The organism is Kocuria sp. CPCC 205258 (genome assembly GCF_040981005.1).
Taxonomy (GTDB): Bacteria; Actinomycetota; Actinomycetes; order Actinomycetales; family Micrococcaceae; genus Kocuria; species Kocuria rosea.
The window spans coordinates 152,344-171,422 of sequence record NZ_JAVKPS010000007.1 but is presented as its reverse complement, the minus strand read 5'-3'; the positions used below and the strand labels follow the sequence as shown (position 1 = coordinate 171,422).

The window sequence follows — 19,079 nt, the reverse complement described above, 5'->3', positions numbered from 1 at the left end:
GCCGACCGCCCCGTCCCCGCCCGGCGGGCCGCCGCGGGAGGCCGCTCCTGATGGAATGGCTGCTCCTGGCGGCGGGCCTGCTCCTCATCCTCGGCACGGGCTTCTTCGTGGCCGTGGAGTTCTCCCTCGTGGCCCTCGACCAGACCACGGTCCGCCGGGCGATCGCCGAGGGCGACCGCGCGGCGGAACCGCTGCTGAAGTGCCTCAAGTCCCTGTCCACGCAGCTCTCCAGCTGCCAGCTGGGGATCACGCTGACCACCCTGCTCACCGGCTACACCCTGGACCTGTCGCTCCAGTCCTTCCTGCGGGAACCGATCGCCGAGCTCACCGGTCTGTCCGTGGCGGCCGCCGGGGGAGCGACCCTGGCGCTGTCGATGCTCATCTCCACGCTGCTGTCCATGCTGCTGGGCGAGCTCGTGCCCAAGAACTGGGCCATCGCGGAGGCGTTCCGGGTGGGGCGGCTGGTCGCCCGTCCCCAGCTCGTGTTCACCGCGGTGTTCAAGCCGTTCGTCGTGACCCTCAACGGCGTGGCCAACCGGGTCCTGCACCTGTTCGGGATGGAGGCCAAGGAGGAGCTCTCGGGCGCGCGCTCGCCGGAGGAGCTGTCCTCGATGGTCCGCCGCTCCGCGAAGATGGGCACCCTGGACGCCGGCACCGCCGCGTTCGTCGCGAAGACCCTCACCTTCGCCGAGCGCACGGCCGCGGACGTCATGACGCCCCGGATCCGCGTGCAGATGCTCGACTCCCACGAGTCCGTCGCGGACGTCGTGGCCGTCGCCTCCCGCACCGGGCACTCCCGGTTCCCCGTGATGGACGACTCCCCGGACGACGTCCGCGGGGTGGTCCACGTCAAGAAGGCCGTGGCCGTGCCGTCGGAGCGCCGCGCCGCCCTCGAGTGCGGGGCGATCATGGAGGACGTCCTGCGCGTGCCCGAGACCGTCCATCTCGACTCCCTGCTCGTGCAGCTGCGCTCCGGCGGGCTCCAGATGGCCGTCGTCGTCGACGAGTGGGGCGGCACCGCCGGCGTCGTGACCCTCGAGGACCTCGTGGAGGAGGTGGTCGGGGAGGTCTCCGACGAGCACGACCGGCTCAGCCTCGGCGCCCTGCAGTCCGCGGCGGGCGAGTGGTACTTCCCCGGGCTGATGCGCCCCGACGAGGTCTCCGAGCAGATCACCGAGCTCGACATCGAGGACGGTCCCGCCTACGAGACCATGGGCGGGTTCATGATGGACCGGCTCGGGCAGGTCCCGAAGCCCGGGGACGTGGTCCCCGTCCAGGGCGGCGTGCTCGAGGTCGCCCGGATGGAGGGGCGCCGCGTGGACCGCATCCGGTTCGTCCCCGCACCGGCCGAGCCCGAGGACGCCCCCGCAGGGGCCCGCGAGAGCGGCGCACGAGAGGAGGACGCACGATGAGCGACTGGGCAGGCCTCGCGTGGCTCGTGGTGCTCCTGGCGGGCAACGCCTTCTTCGTGGGCGGCGAGTTCGCCGTCATGTCCGCGCGGCGCAGCCAGATCGAGCCGCTGGCCGAGGAGGGCAACAAGCGGGCCCGGACCGCGCTGTACGCGATGGAGCACGTGTCCCTCATGCTGGCCTGCTGCCAGCTGGGCATCACCGTGTGCTCGCTGCTGATCCTCAACATCTCCGAGCCGGCGCTGCACCACATCGTCTCCGGCCCGCTGGTCCACCTGGGCGTGCCGGCCGAGGTCGCCGACGTCAGCGGGTTCCTCACGGCCCTGCTCGTGGTCACCTTCCTGCACGTGGTGTTCGGCGAGATGGTGCCGAAGAACATGTCGGTGTCCGCCGCGGACCGCGCCGTGCTGCTGCTGGCGCCCCCGCTCGTGTTCGTCTCCCGCATGGTCAAGCCGGTGATCGCCACGCTGAACTGGGCGGCGAACCACGTCCTGAAGCTCATGGGCATCGAGCCGAAGGACGAGGTCTCCTCGACCTTCACCCTGGACGAGCTCCAGTCCATCGTGGCGGAGTCCACGAAGGAGGGCACGGTGGCGGACCAGACGGGCCTGCTCTCCGGCGCGCTCGAGTTCTCGTCCAAGCGCACCGCCGACGTGATGGTGCCGCTGCACCAGCTCGTCACGCTGCCCGAGGACGCCTCCGCGGCGGACGTCGAGAAGGCGGTGGCCCGCACGGGCTTCTCCCGCTTCGCCCTCACGGAGGACGACGGCGAGCTCAACGGCTACCTGCACATCAAGGACGTGCTCTCGATCCCGGAGAGCCGCTACAACGAGCCGGTGCCGGTGACCCGGGTGCGCTCGCTGGCGAACCTGCGTCCCGGCATCGAGATCGACGACGCGCTGGCGGCGATGCAGCGCACGGGCTCGCACCTGGCGCGCGTGGTCGACGCCGGCGGGCAGACCCTGGGCGTGCTGTTCCTCGAGGACGTCATCGAGGAGCTGGTGGGCGAGATCCGGGACACCACCCAGGACCGGCGGCAGCGCCGCGGGGACCGGGTGGACACCTCGGAGCCGCCGCGCTGAACGGCCGGCGCCCGCCGCGGGGACTCCCGCGGCGGGCGGCGCCGGGCGCCCGCCGCGGCGACCGGGTCCCGGCTCAGGCCAGGACGCGGACCGCCGCGGGGAGCACGTCCACGCGCACGGGCAGCGGGCCGAGGCGCTCCCCGTCCGCGTAGACGGTGACGTCCGGGGCGTCCACGGCCACGGCGCGGACCCGTTCGATCCGCACGCTCTCCAGCGCCACGTGGCGGCCCGAGAACAGCCGGGGGAACAGGAGCAGGAACCGGGCCCGGCCCAGGGGCGCCACGGTGAACAGCTCCAGCAGCCCGTCGTCCGCCCGGGCGTCGGGCACGATCCGCAGGCCGCCCCCGATCGACGACGTGTTGGCGACGTTCAGCAGGACCCCGTCCCGGCGCTCCGTGCGGCGCCGGCCGCCGGCGTCCTCGATCTCGAGCCGGTAGTGGACGGTGCGCAGCCGCGCGATCTCCACCAGGACGGCCAGCAGGTAGCGGGAGGAGCCGGCCGGGCGCAGCCACCGGTTGGCCCGCTCGTTGACCACGGCGTCGAAGCCCGCGCACAGGGCGGTCGCGAAGCAGGACGTGCGGCCGTCCGCGAAGCGCACCCGGCCCACGTCGAGGCGGCGGGCCCGGGGGTCGTCGAGCCGGCGCAGGATCCGCCCGGCCGCGGCCACCGGGTCCCGGAGCGGCACGCGCAGGTGGCGGGCCAGGTCGTTGCCGGTCCCGCACGGCACCACGCCCAGCGGGACGTCGACGCCCTGCGCGGCGAGCTCCACGAGCACACCGAGGCCAGCCTGGACCATCCCGTCCCCGCCCACGACCACGAGCGCCCGGGTGGTGAGGGCGTGCGCCCGCAGCCGGTCGCGCACCAGCCCCACCAGGGTGCCGAGGTCCGCGGCGGAGAGCACCACGGCCCCGTCGCCGCCGGTCCGCAGGAGCTCCGCGGCCCGGTGGGCGTCCTCGAGGGCCCGGCCGCGGCCGGCGCACGGGTTGACCGCCAGGACGAAGACGCCGCGGGACGGGCCCGGCTCAGCCATCGGCCCGCCGCGCCGCGCAGGCGGCGCACAGGCCGGTGATCTCGACCGTGTGGTCCACCTCGGTGAAGCCGTGGGCGGCGGCGGTGCGCCCGGCCCACTCCTCGACCGCGGGGGCCTCGAGCTCCACGGCGGCGCCGCAGCGGCGGCACACCAGGTGGTGGTGGTGGTGCTCGGCGGCGCAGCGGCGGTAGATCGCCTCGCCGTCGTCGCTGCGCAGGACGTCCAGCTCCCCGAGCTCGGACATCGACTGCAGGATCCGGTAGGTCGTGGCCAGGGAGACGGAGTCGCCGCGCTCCCGCAGCAGGGCGTGCAGGTCCTGCGTGGAGATGAAGTCCTCCAGGGACGCGAGCGCCCGCGCGACGGCGCGGCGCTGCCGGGTGTTGCGGACCTCTCCGGCGCTCCCCCCGCTGGTTCTCACGCTCACGCCTCGTCCTCTCGTCGCTGGTGCCCGGGCCGGGCACCAGCTTAACAAGGACCGCGCGGAACGTGCCCCGCCGGCCGGTGGGACCCGGGAGGACCCGGGGTTAGGGTGGGCCCATGGAGCTCATCAAGTACACCCACTCGTGCGTGCGGCTCGAGAACGAGGGCAGGGTCCTGGTGATCGACCCGGGCAAGTTCTCCGGTCGGGAGGAGCTGGCGGAGGCCCTCGACGGGGCCGACGTCCTGCTCGTCACGCACGAGCACCCGGACCACCTCGACCCCGAGCCGGTGCACGCGCACCTCCGGGCGCACCCGGAGGTGCAGGTGTACGCCCCGGCCCCGGTGGCCGCGGGGCTCCGGGAGGCCCTGGGGGAGGGCCACGCGATCCACGACGCCGAGCCCGAGACCGTGCTGGAGCTCGAGGGCTTCACCGTGCGGACGTTCGGCGGCCAGCACGCGCTGATCCACACCCTCATCCGCACCGTGGACAACATCGGCTACCTGGTCGAGGACACGGTCTACCACCCCGGCGACTCGCTGGTGGTCCCGCACGGGCTCTCCGCCCCCGTGCTGCTGGCGCCGATCCACGCGCCGTGGAACAAGCTGGCGGAGGTCGTCGACTTCGTGGTGTCGGTGCGCCCCGAGCGGGTCTTCCAGATCCACGACGGCCTGCTCTCCGACAACGGCCTCGGCGTGATCGAGGGCCAGCTCACCTCGTTCGCGGCCAAGTACGGGGCCGAGTACCGCCACCTCGCCGTCGGCGAGCGCGTCGCCCTGTAGCCGCGGGACCGCCCGGCCCGCCGACCGCACCCGACCCACCACTGAAAGGGAGCACCTGTGAGCACCGTCTTCACGAAGATCATCGAGGGGGAGATCCCTGGCCGTTTCGTCTGGCAGGACGAGCGCTGCGTCGGCTTCCTGTCGATCGACCCGCTCGCGCAGGGCCACACGCTCGTGGTCCCGCGCGAGGAGCACGACCACTGGGTCGACCTGCCGGAGGACCTGGCGGCGCACCTGATGGTGGTCTCCCAGCGCATCGGGCGGGCCATCGACGCCGTCTGGCGGCCGGCGCGGGTGGGCCAGATGATCCAGGGCTTCGAGGTCCCGCACACCCACGTGCACGTGTGGCCGGCGGAGACGGTCGAGCAGTTCCAGTTCGTCAACGTGCTCCGGGACCCGGACCCCGCCTGGATGGACGAGGCCGCGGAGCGGATCCGGGCCGCCCTCGTCGAGGCCGGGCACGGGTCCGCCGTGCCGCAGGCCTGACCGGCCGCCGGGTCAGGCCCGGGCGGCCCCGAGGGCGTCCTTGAGGGCCTTGCGGATCCGCTTCTCCGAGACGGTGTGGGCGGTGCCCAGCTCCTGGGCGAACAGCGAGACCCGCAGCTCCTCGATCATCCAGGCCACCCGGCGCAGCTCGTCCGGCACCGGGGCGTGCGGCGGCAGGGCGTCCAGCGCGGCGTCGTAGTCGTCCTCGAGCTTCTGCACGGCGAGCATCCCGACCGTGTCCCGCTGCAGGTGGCCGGCGAGCTTCTCGAGCCGCACCTCCATCGCCCGCACGTAGCGGGGCAGGTGCTGGAGCTGGTCGTAGCCGGTGGCGGCGACGAAGCCCGGGTGCACGAGGTGCTCGAGCTGGGCCTTGACGTCGTTGAGCGAGTTCACCGCGGCGAGCGAGGACGACCGCTTGAGCTGCTTGCGGATCCGGGCGGCCCCGGAGAGCACCTGCTCCACGAGCGCGGTGACCTGGAAGACGGTGTCGATGAGCTCGGCCCGCACGTGCTCGTGCAGCGCGTCGAACTCCGCCCGGGTGAAGGGGGGCTCGGGCGGCGTGAGCTTGTCGATGGCCGCGACCGTGCAGTCCGCGATGAGCTCGGTCACCGACCCGTGCGGGTTCTGCGTGAAGACCAGCTTCTCCCGGTTGTTGAGGTGCTCCAGCACGTACCGCTCGGGGGAGGGGATGCGCAGCTGCAGCAGCGTGATCACCCCGCGGCGCTGGGCGGCCCGCTGCTCGGCGGCGGAGGACAGGATGCGCACGGCCACCGTGGCCTCCCGGCCGGCGTGCCGGCTCCCCGCGGCCCGGGGACGCTCGGGGACGAGCGCCGGCCACCCGGTGATCCGCTGGCCCGCCACCGTCGTCTCCACGCTGCGTGGCAGGTCCTCCTCGGGCCACGCCGTCAGCCCCGAGCGCTCGAGCGCCGGCGGGGCCGGCGCCGCGTCCGGGGGCCGGGGCGCGGGGGAGCGCGGGCCCTGCCGGGCGGGGCCGCCGGCCGGGGCGCCGGGGGCCGCGCCGGGCACCGCGCCCAGGGACTCGGCCAGGGCGGCACGGATCTCGTCGTGCAGCTCCGCCCGGAGCGCCTCGAGGTCCTCGCCCTCGCCCAGCACCCGGTTGCGGCGGTCCCGCACCTCGAAGCGCATCCGCAGGTGGGCCGGGACGGCCTCCCAGTTCCAGGAGCCCGGCGGGACCACGTGGCCCTTGAGCCGGCGCAGGACCAGCTCCAGGGACGGCGCGAGGGCGTCGACGGCGGGGTCGAAGTCGGTGTCGAGCATCGCCACCGCCTGGCGGGCGACGTCGGGGGCGGGCACGAAGTTGCGGCGCACGGCCTTCGGCAGGGACTTGATGAGCGCGGTGACGAGCTCGGTGCGGAACCCGGGGATCTGCCACCGGAACTGCTCCGGCTCCAGCTGGTTGAGGAACAGCACGGGCACGCGCACGGTCACGCCGTCCGCCTGGTCGGAGCCCGGGGCGAACTCGTAGGCGAGGTCCAGCACCAGCTCCCCGTCCCGGGTGCGCCGGACCCACTGGCGCGGGTAGAGCGACTCGTCGTAGCCGCCGGCCTCCTCGGCGATCAGGTCCTCGGGGTCCAGGTCCAGGAGGTGCTCGTCCTGCTGGCGGGCCTTCTTCCACCATGCGTCGAAGTGCCGTGCCGAGACCACGGACTCGGGGATCCGGGCGTCGTAGAACGCGAACAGGGCCTCGTCGTCGATCCGCAGGTCCTTGCGGCGCAGCCGGTTCTCGAGCTCCTCGACCTCGGCCAGGCGCTTGCGGTTGCGCGCCCAGAACCGGTGCCGGGTCTGCCAGTCGCCCTCCACGAGGGCGTGGCGGAGGAACAGCTCCCGCGCCAGGGCGGGGTCCACCCGCCAGAAGTTGATCCGGCGCTGGGCCACGACGGGCACGCCGTAGAGGGTGACCTTCTCGTAGGCCATCACGGATCCCTGCGCGCGGGACCAGTGGGGCTCCGAGACGCTGCGCTTGACCAGATGCGGGGCCAGCTCCTCGGCCCACAGCGGGTCGATCGCGGCGTTGACGCGGGCCCACAGCCGGGAGGTCTCCACGAGCTCGGCGGACATGACCCAGTCGGGGGACTTCTTGAACAGGTTGGAGCCCGGGAAGACGGCGAACCGCGAGCCGCGGGCGCCCTGGTACTCCCGCTTGCGCTCGTCCTTGAGCCCGATGTGGCTGAGCAGCCCCGCCAGCAGCGAGACGTGGATCTCCCGCTCCTTCCCGGAAGGGTCCACTTCGCGGCCCTTGCCGACCCGGATGCCGACCTGCTGGCCCATCTGGCGCAGCTGGGCGTAGAGGTCCTGCCACTCCCGGATGCGCAGGAAGTTCAGGTGCTCCCGCCGGCACAGCTTCCGGAACTGCGTCGAGGAGAGCTCCTCCTGCTGCTCCTGCACGTAGCGCCACAGCAGCAGCCAGCTCGTGAAGTCGGAGTTCTCGTCGAAGAACCGCTTGTGCAGCTCGTCCGCCTGCTGCCGCTTCTCCAGGGGGCGCTCGCGGGGGTCCTGGACGGTCAGCGCCGCCGCGAGGACCATGACCTCCCGGGCGCAGCCCCGCCGGTCCGCCTCCACGATCATCCGGCCCAGCCGCGGGTCCACCGGCAGCTGCGCGAGCTGCCGGCCCACCGGGGTGAGGGGCCCGCCGCGGGCGTCGTCGTCCCGCCCGCCCCGCGGGGACGCGCCCCGCGGCTCCTTGAGGGCGCCCAGCTCCCGGAGCAGGGCCACGCCGTCCTTGACGGCCCGGGACTCCGGCGGCTCCACGAAGGGGAAGCGCTCGATGTCCCCGGGCTCCTTGACGACCCCCACCGAGGTCATCTGCAGGATCACGGCCGCCAGGGACGTGCGCAGGATCTCGGGGTCGGTGAACTCCGGGCGGGAGAGGTAGTCCTCCTCCGAGTACAGCCGGATGCAGATGCCGTCCGAGACGCGCCCGCAGCGCCCCGCCCGCTGGTTCGCCGAGGCCTGGGAGATCCGCTCGATCGGGAGGCGCTGCACCTTGGTCCGCGCCGAGTAGCGCGAGATGCGGGCCGTGCCCGGGTCGATCACGTACTTGATGCCGGGGACGGTCAGCGACGTCTCGGCCACGTTGGTGGCCAGCACGATCCGGCGGCGGCCCGACGGCGCGAACACCCGGTGCTGCTCCGCCATGGACAGCCGGCCGAACAGGGGCAGGATCTCGGCGTCGGCCAGGCCCCGGACCCGTTTCAGGGTGCCCTGCAGCGCCTCCTGGGCGTCGCGGATCTCCCGCTCGCCGGCGAAGAAGATCAGGATGTCCCCGGGCGGCTCCGCGGAGAGCTCCTCGACGGCGTCGCACACGGCGTCGATCGGGTCCCGGTCCTCGTCCTCCAGCCCGTCGCCGGCGTCCTCGGCGTCCTGGCCGCCGTCCCCGGAGCGCGGCTGGGCCAGCGGGCGCCAGCGGATCTCCACCGGGTACGTGCGGCCCGAGACCTCGATGACCGGGGCCCGCCCCGGATCTTCGCCCTCGGCCGCCTCCGGCGCGAAGTGCCGGGCGAAGCGCTCGGGGTCGATCGTGGCCGAGGTGATGATCACCTTCAGGTCCGGGCGCCGGGGCAGGATCCGCCGGAGGTAGCCCAGCAGGAAGTCGATGTTGAGGGAGCGCTCGTGGGCCTCGTCGATGATGATCGCCGAGTACTTCTGCAGCAGGCGGTCGTGCTGGATCTCGGCGAGCAGGATGCCGTCCGTCATCAGCTTGACCCGCGAGTCCGCGCCCACCTCGGAGGTGAAGCGCACCTGGTAGCCGACCGTGCCGCCGATCTTCTCGCCGAGCTCCGAGGAGATCCGCTCCGCGACCGAGCGCGCGGCGATCCGCCGCGGCTGGGTGTGGCCGATCAGGCCGCGCTCGCCCAGGCCGAGCTCGAGGCACATCTTGGGGATCTGGGTCGTCTTGCCGGACCCGGTCTCGCCGGCGATCACGACCACCTGGTGCGCGGCGATCGCGCCCATGATGTCCTCGCGGCGCGCGGAGACCGGGAGGTTCTCGGGGTAGACGATGGTTCGGGGGCTGCTCAGGGATGCTGACATGACCCCCCGATCCTACCGGGGACGCGGGCCGCGGAGGGCCCGGTCCCGGTGGACGATCGGGCACCGCCGACACGCCGTCGGAGCCGTTATGTCACCACTTGTGAGCTGCCTCTCATTTTGTGACCGAACGGAAGGTAATATCGCTGACACCACTCGTTCCCGAAAGGACCCACCATGAAGCGACTGTTCCCGATGACGGCGGCCCTCGCCTCCACCGCCCTGCTGCTCACGGCCTGCGGCGGCTCCGACACCGAGCCCGCCGGCGGCGGGGGCGGCGGCGAGGCCGCCGAGGAGGCCACCGTCGGGATCAGCCAGTTCGTGGAGCACCCCTCGCTCGACTCCGCCCGGGAGGGCTTCCTCGCCGCGCTCGAGGACGGCGGCTACACGGAGGGGGAGAACCTCACCGTCGACCTCCAGAACGCCTCCGGGGACCAGGGCACCTCCACCAGCATCGCCTCCAACATGGCGTCCTCAGACGCGGACCTCGTCCTGGCGATCGCGACGCCGTCCGCCCAGGGCCTGGCCCAGTCGGTCACCGACCGCCCGGTGCTGTTCACGGCCGTCACCGACCCGGTCGAGGCCGGGCTGGTCGACTCCCTCGAGAGCCCGGGCGGCAACGTCACCGGGACCACCGACATGAACCCGGTCGCCGAGCAGATCGCGCTGATCAAGCAGCTCGACCCGGCGGCGGAGTCCGTGGGCATCATCTACAGCTCGGGCGAGACCAACTCCCAGGTCCAGGTGGACCTCGCGAAGGAGGCCGCCGCGGAGGAGGGGCTGGAGGTCGTCGAGAAGTCCGTGACCAACACCTCCGAGGTGGCCCAGGCCGCCGAGTCCCTGGACACCGACGCCATCTACGTGCCCACCGACAACAAGGTGGTCTCCGGCCTCGAGGCCGTGATCTCCGCCGCCGAGTCCAAGAAGATCCCCCTGATCGCCGGCGAGGGCGACTCCGTGGAGCGCGGCGCCCTCATCACCCAGGGCCTGGACTACGAGCAGCTCGGCCGCCAGACCGGCGAGATGGCCGTGCGCATCCTCAAGGAGGGCGGGGACCCCGCCTCCATGCCCGTCGAGTCCCAGGAGGACACGCAGCTGATCATCAACCTGCAGGCCGCCGAGCGGATGGGCGTGGAGGTCCCCCAGGAGCTCCAGGACTCCGCCGACCAGGTCATCGAGTAGTCCCGGGCGGCCGGGACGGCGCCGGCGTCCGGAGACCCCGGACGCCGGCCCGCCCGGCCCCCGCCCCCGCGGCACCCCTCCGACGGAGGACGCGCCCGCCCGATCGGCGGACGGCCCCCGTCTCCCACCAACCAGAACGGATCCAGCAGAAGTGATAGCCGGTATCGAACTCGGACTGCTCTACGCGGTCATGGCGCTGGGCGTCTACCTCACGTTCCGGGTGCTCGACTTCCCCGACCTGACGGTCGACCAGTCCTTCACCACGGGCGCCGCCACCACGGCGATGATCATCCTCGGCGGCGGCAGCCCCTGGCTCGCCACCGCCGCCGGTTTCCTGACCGGTGCGCTCGCCGGGCTCATCACGGGCCTGCTCCACACCAAGGCCCACATCAACGGGCTGCTCGCGGGCATCCTCACCATGACCGCGCTCTACTCCATCAACCTGCGCGTCATGGACGGACGCGCGAACCTGTCGCTGCTGCGCGAGGACACGGTCTTCACCCCGCTCGCCGAGATGGGCGTGCAGGGGACGTGGATCGGCATCGCCCTGTTCCTGCTCGGGGTGGCCGTGGTCAAGGTCCTCCTCGACTGGTTCCTCTACACGGACGCCGGCCTCGCCATGCAGGCCACCGGCGACAACCCGGAGATGATCCGCTCCTTCGGCGTGAACACGGACCACCAGAAGATGCTGGGCCTGTGCCTGTCCAACGGGCTCGTGGGCCTCGCCGGGTCCCTCGTGGCCCAGTACCAGGGCTTCGCCGACATCGGCATGGGCATCGGCCTCATCGTCGTCGGCCTCGCCTCCGTGATCCTCGGCCAGGGTCTCTTCGGCTCGCGCACGGTGGTGATGGCGACCCTCGCCGTCGTCCTCGGCTCGGTCGTCTACCGTCTGGTCATCACCGTGGCCCTGCAGGCGGGCCTCAACCCGTCCGACATGAAGCTGATCTCCGCGGTCCTCGTGGTGGCCGCGCTCGTGGTGCCCCAGCTGCAGTTCTTCCGGCGCCGCAGGGAGCGGCACCTGGCGAGCGAGGCGGCGCGGCTCGTCGACGACCTCACCGACACCCCCGCGACCACGAAGGCAGGTGCCTGAGCCGTGCTCACCATCGACAACGTCCACAAGACGTTCTTCGCCGGGACCGTCAACGAGCGGCGCGCCCTCGCCGGCGTCTCGCTGACCCTGGCGGAGGGCGACTTCCTCACCGTCATCGGCTCCAACGGCGCCGGCAAGTCGACGATCCTCAACGCCATCTCGGGGAGCCTGATCCCGGACACCGGCACGGTGCGGGTCGACGACACCGACGTCACCCGGCTGCCCGAGCACAAGCGCGCCCGGTACCTGTCCCGCGTGTTCCAGGACCCCATGAAGGGCTCCTCGCCCACCATGACGGTCGAGCAGAACATGGCGATCGCGTACCAGCGGGGCAAGTCCCGCGGGCTCGCCCCGGGGCTCACGAGCGCCCGCCGCCAGCTCTTCCGCGACAAGCTGGCCAGCCTCGAGCTGGGCCTGGAGAACCGGCTGGGCGCCAAGGTGGGCCTGCTCTCCGGCGGCCAGCGGCAGGCGCTGTCCCTGCTCATGGCGACGTTCTCCGAGCCGCGCATCCTGCTCCTCGACGAGCACACGGCGGCCCTCGACCCGCAGCGCGCGGACCTCGTGTCCCGGCTCACCGCGGACATCGTGGCCGAGCAGCACCTCACCACGGTGATGGTCACGCACAACATGGACCAGGCCCTGCGCCTGGGCAACCGGCTCATCATGATGCACGAGGGCCGGATCCTCTTCGAGCTCGACGCCGCGCAGAAGCAGTCGATGACGGTGCCCGGCCTGCTCGAGCAGTTCCGCCGGCTACAGCCGGGGGCGGGGCAGGAGGCGTTCGACGACGCTACGCTGTTCGAGAGCGTCAAGACCGAGGACGGTTCCTGACCGGACGGCACCGGCCGCCGGTCCACGACCGGCGCGGACGAGGACGGGGCGGGCCGGGCACGGCCCGCCCCGTCGCGCGTCGCCGGGCGGTCCGCCCGGCAGAGCCCAGCAGCACGTCCAGCAGCCAGGAGAGCAGCCCCGTGAGCCAGACCCCCGACCCGCACCACGCCCGCCGACGCACCGGGGGGTGGCTGCTGGCCGTGGGCGTGGTGGCCCTGTTCGTCTCCACGTTCACCGTGCCCGAGGCCATCCACCACCTGGCGCGCGTCTCGGCGGAGGACGGGACTGGCCTGAGCGGGCGCGCGGTGGTGGTCGTCGTGGTGGGCGCCGTGACCCTGCTCGGCGGAGGGGCCCTGGCGATCGCCGGGTTCAACTGGCGCCGCTCGGCGGGGGAGGGTCCCAGCCAGGAGGACCGACTGCTCGACGAGCAGTTCGGCGACGGGCCCGTGCGCCCCTACGACCCGGACGAGTTCCGCGGCCCGGGGCGCCGGGACCCCGGCGCCCGCGACTGACGGGCCCGCGACCGGGGCCCCGGCCTCCTGCGCCGGGCGGTCGGCCTAGACTCGTCCCATGCTCAATCAGCCTGCTGACGGCCCGGGCCTCAAGAAGCACATCACCGGGCCCCTCCTGTTCCTGTTCATCCTCGGCGACGTCCTCGGCGCCGGGGTCTACGCCCTCGTGGGCGTCATCGCGGGGGAGGTGGGCGGCGTCACCTGGGCGCCGATGCTCGTGGCGCTGCTGCTGGCCCTGCTGACGGCCGCGTCCTACGCCGAGCTCGTCACCAAGTATCCGCGGGCGGGCGGGGCGGCGGTCTTCGCCCACCGCGCCTTCCGCGTCCCGGTCGTCCCCTACCTCGTGGGCTTCTGCATGCTCACCGCCGGCGTGGTCAGCGCGTCCGCGCTGGCCCTGGCCTTCAGCGGGGACTATCTCGCGGTCTTCGTGGACGTGCCCCCGGCTGCCGGGGCCATCGTGTTCCTCGTCGCCATCGCCCTGCTCAACGCGCGCGGGATCAAGGAGTCGCTGCGCGCCAACGTCGTCATGACGGCGCTCGAGGTCTCGGGGCTGGTCCTGGTCGTCGTGGCCGTCGCCGTGATGCTCGGCGGCGGGGGCGGCGACGTCGGGCGCGCGGTGCGCTTCGGCGAGGACGTCGATCCGCTGCTGGGCGTGCTGGGCGCCGCACTGCTCGCGTACTACTCCTTCGTGGGCTTCGAGACCTCGGCCAACATGGCCGAGGAGGTCCGCGACGTGTCGCGGGTCTACCCCCGGGCCCTGTTCGGGTCCCTCCTGGTGGCCGGGGCGATGTACGTGCTGGTCGGCACGGCGGCGTCGGTGGCCCTGCCGGCCGACCGGCTGGAGTCCTCGAGCGCCCCGCTGCTGGACGTGGTCACGGCCACCGGGGTCCCGGTGCCCGGCTGGCTGTTCAGCCTCCTCGCCCTGGTCGCGGTGGCCAACGGGGCCCTGCTGACCATGATCATGGCCAGCCGCCTCACCTACGGCATGGCCGTGCAGGGACTCTTCCCCGCCGTGCTGGGCCGGGTCCTGCCGGGCCGCGGCACCCCGTGGGTGGCCATCGTCGTCACGACCCTCGCCGCGCTGGCGCTGACCCTCACCGGTGGGGTGGCCGTGCTGGCGGAGACGGTGGTGCTGCTGCTGCTCATCGTCTTCATCAGCACGAACGTCGCCGTCCTCGTGCTGCGCCGGGAGGCGGTCGAGCACCGGCACTTCCGCGCCTGGACGCCCCTGCCGGTGCTCGCCGTCCTGTCCTGCCTCGTGCTGCTGACCCAGCTGGAGGCCGGGGTGTGGGCACGCGGTGGGATCGTCCTCGCCGTGGGCGTGCTGCTCTACGCCGTCGCCCGGGTCCGCGGCGGGCAGCCTGTCCGGTACCGGCGGGCCGAGGAGGCGGGGGACCGGGGAGCCGGCACCGGCCGACCCGCGGAGCGCCGCTGACCGGCCCGGGCCGGGCACGACGAAGGCCCCGGACCGAGTGGTCCGGGGCCTTCGTCCCGAGTGGTGCCCGCGGTAGGATTCGAACCTACGGCCTTCTGCTCCGGAGGCAGACGCTCTATCCCCTGAGCTACGCGGGCCTTTCACCGCCGCAGCGATGAACCTCGACGATACTAGCAGGTTTCGCGGGGTGCTCGTGGACCACCCGGCGCGGGCGCTCCACGGCGCCCGGTTACACTGGTCCGGTGACTCCAGAACAACTTTCTCTCGCCGTATCCGCATGCCTGCAGGACGCCGTGGCCCGGGGCGACCTCGCCCTCGCCGACGGCGCTCCGCTGCCGGAGGTGCGGATCGAGCGACCGAAGAACCGGGAGCACGGGGACTGGGCGACCAACGTCGCCATGCAGCTGGCCAAGAAGGTGGGGCGCGCCCCGCGCGACGTCGCCGCCGTGGTCCGGGACCGCCTCCAGGGCACCGTGGGCGTGGCCGCCGTGGACGTCGCCGGGCCGGGCTTCCTCAACATCACCCTGGACGCCGCCGCCGCCGGGGAGATCGCCCGCACCGTCGTGGAGCAGGGCGAGGCCTTCGGCCGGGCTCGGTCGCTGGCCGGGACGTCCGTCAACCTGGAGTTCGTCTCCGCGAACCCCACCGGCCCCGTCCACCTGGGCGGCACCCGCTGGGCCGCGGTCGGCGACTCCCTCGCCCGCGTGCTCGAGGCGCAGGGCGCGGACGTGGTGCGCGAGTACTACTTCAACGACGCCGGCGCGCAGATCGACCGCTTCGCCCGCTCCCTGCTGGCCCGCGCCCAGGGCGAGCCCGCCCCCGAGGACGGCTACGGCGGGGAGTACATCACCGACATCGCCGCGCGCATCGTCGCCGAGAACCCCGGCGTCCTCGACTCCGGGGACCCCCAGGAGGCGTTCCGCGCCGCGGGCGTCGAGCTGATGTTCGCCGAGATCAAGTCCTCGCTGCACGACTTCGGCGTGGACTTCGACGTGTACTTCCACGAGCAGTCCCTGTTCGACCAGGGCGCCGTGGAGAAGCTCCTCGAGCAGCTCAAGACCTCCGGCGCCCTCTACTTCGCGGACGGCGCCTGGTGGCTGCGCTCGAGCGCCTACGGCGACGACAAGGACCGGGTGGTCATCAAGTCCGACGGCCAGGCCGCCTACATCGCCGGGGACATCGCCTACTTCAAGGACAAGCGGGACCGCGGCGCGGACCTGTGCATCTACATGCTCGGCGCCGACCACCACGGCTACGTGGCCCGGCTCAAGGCCGCCGCCGCCGCCCTGGGCGACGCCCCGGACCGGGTCGAGGTCCTCATCGGCCAGATGGTCAACCTCGTCAAGGACGGGGTGCCCGTGCGGATGTCCAAGCGCGCCGGCAACGTGGTGACCATGGAGGACCTCGTGGAGGCCGTCGGCGTCGACGCCGCCCGGTACTCGCTGACCCGTTTCTCCGTGGACTCCAACATCGACATCGACCTGGGCCTGCTGACCCGGCGCTCCAACGAGAACCCGGTGTTCTACGTCCAGTACGCCCACGCCCGCACGTGCGCGGTGGGGCGCAACGCCGAGGCGGCGGGCGTCGCCCGCACGGACGAGCAGGGGCAGGCCGTCTTCGACGCCTCGCTGCTCGACCACCCGATGGAGGGCGAGCTGCTGGCCGCCCTCGGCCAGTACCCGTCGGTGCTCGCCCAGGCCGCCGAGTTCCGCGAGCCGCACCGCGTGGCGCGCCACCTCGAGGTGCTCGCCGGCACCTACCACCGCTGGTACGACGCCTGCCGCGTGGCGCCGCAGGGCGAGGACGAGGTCACCGACCTGCACCGCACCCGCCTGTGGCTCAACGACGCCGCACGCCAGGTCCTGGCCAACGGCCTGGGCGTGCTCGGCGTGTCCGCGCCGGAGAGGATGTGATCGCATGACCGCCGACCCGACCACCCGCACCGGGGGCTCCCCCCTGGCGCCTGCCTGGCTCAGCGTCCCCGAGGACCTCGACGCCCTCGACCCCGTCATCTGGCCCGAGGCGTTCCGCCGCGGCGAGGACGGCGTGCTGGCCGTCTCGGGGATCCCCGTCCCGGAGCTCGCCGAGCGCTACGGCACGCCCTCCTACGTCTACTCCGAGGACACCTTCCGGGCGCGCGCCCGCGAGTTCCGCGCTGCCTTCACCGAGGCGTTCGCTCGGATCGGGGCCGAGGTCTCCGTCTACTACGCCGGCAAGTCCTTCCTGACCACCGAGGTGGTGCGCTGGCTGCGCGAGGAGGGCCTCAACGTGGACACCGCCTCGGGCGGGGAGCTGGCCGTCGCCCTGCGCGGCGGCATGGAGCCCGCCCGGATCGCCCTGCACGGCAACAACAAATCCGCCGCCGAGATCACCCGCGCCCTCGACCACGGCCTCGGCCGGATCGTCGTGGACTCCCTCGCCGAGATCGAGCTCGTGGCCCACCTGGCGCGCACCCTCGGCGTCGTCGCCCCCGTCCTGATCCGGGTCACCCCCGGCGTGCACGCGTCCACGCACGAGTTCATCGCCACCGCCCACGAGGACCAGAAGTTCGGCCTGTCCCTCGCCCCGCCCGAGGGCGGCGGGGACAGCCCCGCGATGCAGGCCGTCGCCGCGTGCGTCCTGGAGCCCGAGCTCGACCTGCGCGGGATCCACTGCCACATCGGCTCCCAGATCTTCGACGCCGACGGCTTCGGGATGGCCGCGGAGCGGGTGCTCGCCTTCATGGCCGCCGCCGACGAGCGCTTCGGCCTGACCCTCCCGGAGCTCGACCTGGGCGGCGGCTACGGCATCGCCTACACCGAGGCCGACACCCCCCGCCCGGCCCGCGAGATCGCCGAGGCGCTCGCGGACCAGGTGGCCACCACGGCCCGGTCCCTGCGGATGGCGGTCCCGCACCTGTCCATCGAGCCCGGCCGGGCGATCTCCGGGCCGGCCGCATGCACCCTCTACACCGTGGGCACCCTGAAGACCGTCACCGCGGAGTCCGGCGCGCAGCGCCGGTACGTCTCCGTGGACGGCGGAATGAGCGACAACGCCCGGCCCGTGCTCTACGGGGCCGACTACACGGCCGTGCTCGCGAACCGCCGCGCCGAGGGGGCCCCCGTGCTCTCCCGGGTGGTGGGCAAGCACTGCGAGTCCGGGGACATCGTGGTCCGGGACGTCTACCTGCCCGAGGACCTCGCCCCCGGGGACGTCCTGGCCGTGCCCGCCACCGGCGCCTACTGCTGGGCCCTGTCCAGCAACTACAACTGGATCGCCCGTCCACCGGTCGTCGCCGTGCGCGCCGCCGGCGACCGGCCGGAGGCCCGGCTCATCGTGCGGGGCGAGACCGAAGAAGACCTGTTCGCCCGCGACCTGGGAGCCTGATTGACCGCCTCGACCCCTGAGACCACCCGCCCGCCCTCGGCCGTGAAGGTCGCCCTGCTCGGTGCCGGCAACGTCGGCGCCGAGGTGGCCCGGACCCTGCTCGACCACGGCCCCGAGTTCGCCGCCCGCGTGGGCGCGCCCGTGGAGCTCATCGGCATCGCCGTGCGCGACCTCGCCGCCCGGCGGACGGTCGAGCTGCCCGAGGAGCTGCTCACGACCGACGCCGAGGCCCTCGTCGACGCCGCGGACGTGGTCATCGAGCTGACCGGCGGCATCGAGCCGGCCCGCAGCCGCATCCTGCGGGCCCTGCACGCCGGCAAGCCGGTGATCTCGGGCAACAAGGCCCTCATCGCCCGGCACGGCCGCCAGCTCCAGGACGCGGCCGACGCCGCCGGCGTGCCCCTGTCCTACGAGGCCGCCGTGGCCGGGGCGATCCCCATCGTGCGCCCCATGCAGGACTCCCTCGCGGGGGACCGGGTGGACCGCGTGCTCGGCATCATGAACGGCACCACGAACTACATCCTCGACCAGATGGACACCACCGGCGCGCAGTTCGACGACGCGCTCGCAGAGGCGCAGAAGCTCGGCTACGCCGAGGCGGACCCCACCGCCGACGTGGAGGGCCACGACGCCGCGGCGAAGGCCGCGATCCTCGCGTCCCTGGCCTTCCACTCGACCTTCACCATCGACGACGTGTACTGCCGCGGCATCACCGGGGTCACCGCCGCGGACGTCGCCGCCGCCCGCGAGGCCGGCTACGTCATCAAGCTCCTGGCGGTGTGCGAGCGCTGCCCGGGCGGGGTGAACCTGCGGGTCACCCCGACCATGATCCCGCGGGAGCACCCGCTGGCCGGCGTGCACGGCGCCTACAACGCCGTGTTCGTCGAAGCCGCGAACGCCGGGTCCCTCATGTTCTACGGCGCAGGCGCCGGCGGCGCCGCCACCGCCTCGGCCGTGCTGGGCGACTTCGTCTCGGCCGCGCGCCGGCTCGTGCTCGGCGGCCCGGCCCAGGGCGCGGACCCCCACGCCCAGCTCGCCGCCGCGCCGATGGACGACGTCCGCACGAGCTTCTCGATCACCCTGACGGTCCAGGACCGGCTCGGCGTCCTGGCGCGGATCGCCCAGGTCTTCGCCGACCACGGCGTGTCGATCTTCACGATGCAGCAGACGGACCACCCGCACGGCGACCCGCAGCTCTCGGAGATCCGGCTCGTGACCCACCGGGGCGCGAACAAGGACCTCGTGGCCACGGTGGACGCCCTGCGCGAGCTGCCCTTCGTCGAGGAGGTCGCCGGCGTGATCCGTGTGGAGCACGCCGACTGATCCGCCCGGCGGTGCCGCCTGCGGGCGGCACCGCACCCGGAGGGGGTGCCGCCGCACGCCCCCCGCGAGCACCCCGCACGAGCACC

At 73.3% G+C, this 19,079-nt stretch carries 15 protein-coding genes and 1 tRNA gene; 12 read left to right on the top strand and 4 right to left on the bottom strand.

Annotated features, from left to right (window positions below; genetic code table 11):
- Positions 1-50 precede the first annotated feature (50 nt).
- Positions 51-1,412, top strand: a complete 1,362-nt coding sequence (locus RF644_RS13305) for a hemolysin family protein (protein ID WP_133411262.1) — start codon at positions 51-53, stop codon at positions 1,410-1,412.
- On the top strand, positions 1,409-2,491 hold the full coding sequence (locus RF644_RS13300) for a hemolysin family protein (RefSeq protein WP_133411261.1): 1,083 nt from the start codon (positions 1,409-1,411) through the stop codon (positions 2,489-2,491). The genes RF644_RS13305 and RF644_RS13300 overlap by 4 nt, the downstream gene beginning before the upstream one ends.
- Positions 2,492-2,564: 73 nt before the next feature.
- On the opposite strand, the gene RF644_RS13295 is transcribed toward RF644_RS13300, so the two are convergent.
- Together RF644_RS13295 and RF644_RS13290 are read right to left on the bottom strand one after the other, a co-directional pair.
- Positions 2,565-3,521: a diacylglycerol kinase family protein gene (locus tag RF644_RS13295; protein ID WP_368796831.1), complete on the bottom strand. Its 957-nt coding sequence runs from the start codon at positions 3,519-3,521 to the stop codon at positions 2,565-2,567.
- The gene (locus tag RF644_RS13290) at positions 3,514-3,945 is read right to left on the bottom strand and encodes a Fur family transcriptional regulator (protein WP_017834399.1); all 432 of its coding nucleotides are present in this window, start codon (positions 3,943-3,945) and stop codon (positions 3,514-3,516) included. Before RF644_RS13290 ends, RF644_RS13295 begins: the two co-directional genes overlap by 8 nt.
- Positions 3,946-4,058: 113 nt before the next feature.
- Here RF644_RS13290 and RF644_RS13285 point away from each other — a divergent pair, with 113 nt between their 5' ends.
- Positions 4,059-4,721 (top strand): MBL fold metallo-hydrolase, encoded by a 663-nt coding sequence (locus tag RF644_RS13285; RefSeq protein ID WP_017834400.1) that lies wholly within the window; start codon positions 4,059-4,061, stop codon positions 4,719-4,721.
- A 57-nt stretch (positions 4,722-4,778) separates the two neighbouring features.
- Complete coding sequence (locus tag RF644_RS13280) at positions 4,779-5,207, top strand: HIT family protein (protein WP_017834401.1); 429 nt, start codon at positions 4,779-4,781, stop codon at positions 5,205-5,207.
- A gap of 12 nt (positions 5,208-5,219) precedes the next feature.
- Here RF644_RS13280 and hrpA read toward each other — a convergent pair whose 3' ends face one another.
- Complete coding sequence (hrpA, locus tag RF644_RS13275) at positions 5,220-9,257, bottom strand: ATP-dependent RNA helicase HrpA (protein ID WP_368796830.1); 4,038 nt, start codon at positions 9,255-9,257, stop codon at positions 5,220-5,222.
- Between the two features lie 174 nt (positions 9,258-9,431).
- On the opposite strand from hrpA, the gene RF644_RS13270 reads away from it, so the two are divergent.
- The 5 genes from RF644_RS13270 (at position 9,432) to RF644_RS13250 (ending at position 14,304) form a co-directional block, all read left to right on the top strand.
- Positions 9,432-10,436 (top strand): ABC transporter substrate-binding protein, encoded by a 1,005-nt coding sequence (locus RF644_RS13270; RefSeq protein ID WP_290467894.1) that lies wholly within the window; start codon positions 9,432-9,434, stop codon positions 10,434-10,436.
- A 151-nt stretch (positions 10,437-10,587) separates the two neighbouring features.
- Positions 10,588-11,526, top strand: coding sequence for an ABC transporter permease (locus RF644_RS13265; protein WP_031283500.1), 939 nt, complete (start codon positions 10,588-10,590; stop codon positions 11,524-11,526).
- A gap of 3 nt (positions 11,527-11,529) precedes the next feature.
- Positions 11,530-12,357, top strand: coding sequence for an ABC transporter ATP-binding protein (locus tag RF644_RS13260; RefSeq protein ID WP_017834405.1), 828 nt, complete (start codon positions 11,530-11,532; stop codon positions 12,355-12,357).
- 140 nt (positions 12,358-12,497) lie between these two features.
- Positions 12,498-12,869: a hypothetical protein gene (locus RF644_RS13255; RefSeq protein ID WP_017834406.1), complete on the top strand. Its 372-nt coding sequence runs from the start codon at positions 12,498-12,500 to the stop codon at positions 12,867-12,869.
- A gap of 58 nt (positions 12,870-12,927) precedes the next feature.
- A complete protein-coding gene (locus RF644_RS13250) occupies positions 12,928-14,304 on the top strand; it encodes an APC family permease (protein ID WP_368796829.1) in 1,377 nt (458 codons plus the stop codon).
- Positions 14,305-14,365: 61 nt separating this feature from the next.
- Here RF644_RS13250 and RF644_RS13245 read toward each other — a convergent pair.
- A tRNA-Arg gene (locus RF644_RS13245) sits at positions 14,366-14,441 on the bottom strand.
- Positions 14,442-14,546: 105 nt separating this feature from the next.
- On the opposite strand from RF644_RS13245, the gene argS reads away from it, so the two are divergent.
- From argS to RF644_RS13230, 3 genes are read left to right on the top strand one after another with little or no spacing between them, the layout of a single operon-like run.
- Positions 14,547-16,217: an arginine--tRNA ligase gene (gene argS, locus RF644_RS13240; protein WP_368796828.1), complete on the top strand. Its 1,671-nt coding sequence runs from the start codon at positions 14,547-14,549 to the stop codon at positions 16,215-16,217.
- A 4-nt stretch (positions 16,218-16,221) separates the two neighbouring features.
- The gene (lysA, locus tag RF644_RS13235; protein ID WP_017834409.1) at positions 16,222-17,670 is read left to right on the top strand and encodes a diaminopimelate decarboxylase; all 1,449 of its coding nucleotides are present in this window, start codon (positions 16,222-16,224) and stop codon (positions 17,668-17,670) included.
- A complete protein-coding gene (locus RF644_RS13230; protein ID WP_193365114.1) occupies positions 17,671-18,993 on the top strand; it encodes a homoserine dehydrogenase in 1,323 nt (440 codons plus the stop codon). It abuts the gene before it with no gap.
- Positions 18,994-19,079 lie beyond the last annotated feature (86 nt).

Excerpts from the sequence above, each read along its gene's own strand:
- RF644_RS13305 (WP_133411262.1), top strand. The coding sequence starts at position 51 with ATGGAATGGCTGCTCCTGGCGGCGGGCCTGCTCCTCATCCTCGGCACG.
- RF644_RS13300 (WP_133411261.1), top strand. The coding sequence starts at position 1,409 with ATGAGCGACTGGGCAGGCCTCGCGTGGCTCGTGGTGCTCCTGGCGGGC.
- RF644_RS13295 (WP_368796831.1), bottom strand. The coding sequence starts at position 3,521 with ATGGCTGAGCCGGGCCCGTCCCGCGGCGTCTTCGTCCTGGCGGTCAAC.
- RF644_RS13285 (WP_017834400.1), top strand. The coding sequence starts at position 4,059 with ATGGAGCTCATCAAGTACACCCACTCGTGCGTGCGGCTCGAGAACGAG.
- hrpA (WP_368796830.1), bottom strand. The coding sequence starts at position 9,257 with ATGTCAGCATCCCTGAGCAGCCCCCGAACCATCGTCTACCCCGAGAAC.
- RF644_RS13270 (WP_290467894.1), top strand. The coding sequence starts at position 9,432 with ATGAAGCGACTGTTCCCGATGACGGCGGCCCTCGCCTCCACCGCCCTG.
- RF644_RS13250 (WP_368796829.1), top strand. The coding sequence starts at position 12,928 with ATGCTCAATCAGCCTGCTGACGGCCCGGGCCTCAAGAAGCACATCACC.
- lysA (WP_017834409.1), top strand. The coding sequence starts at position 16,222 with ATGACCGCCGACCCGACCACCCGCACCGGGGGCTCCCCCCTGGCGCCT.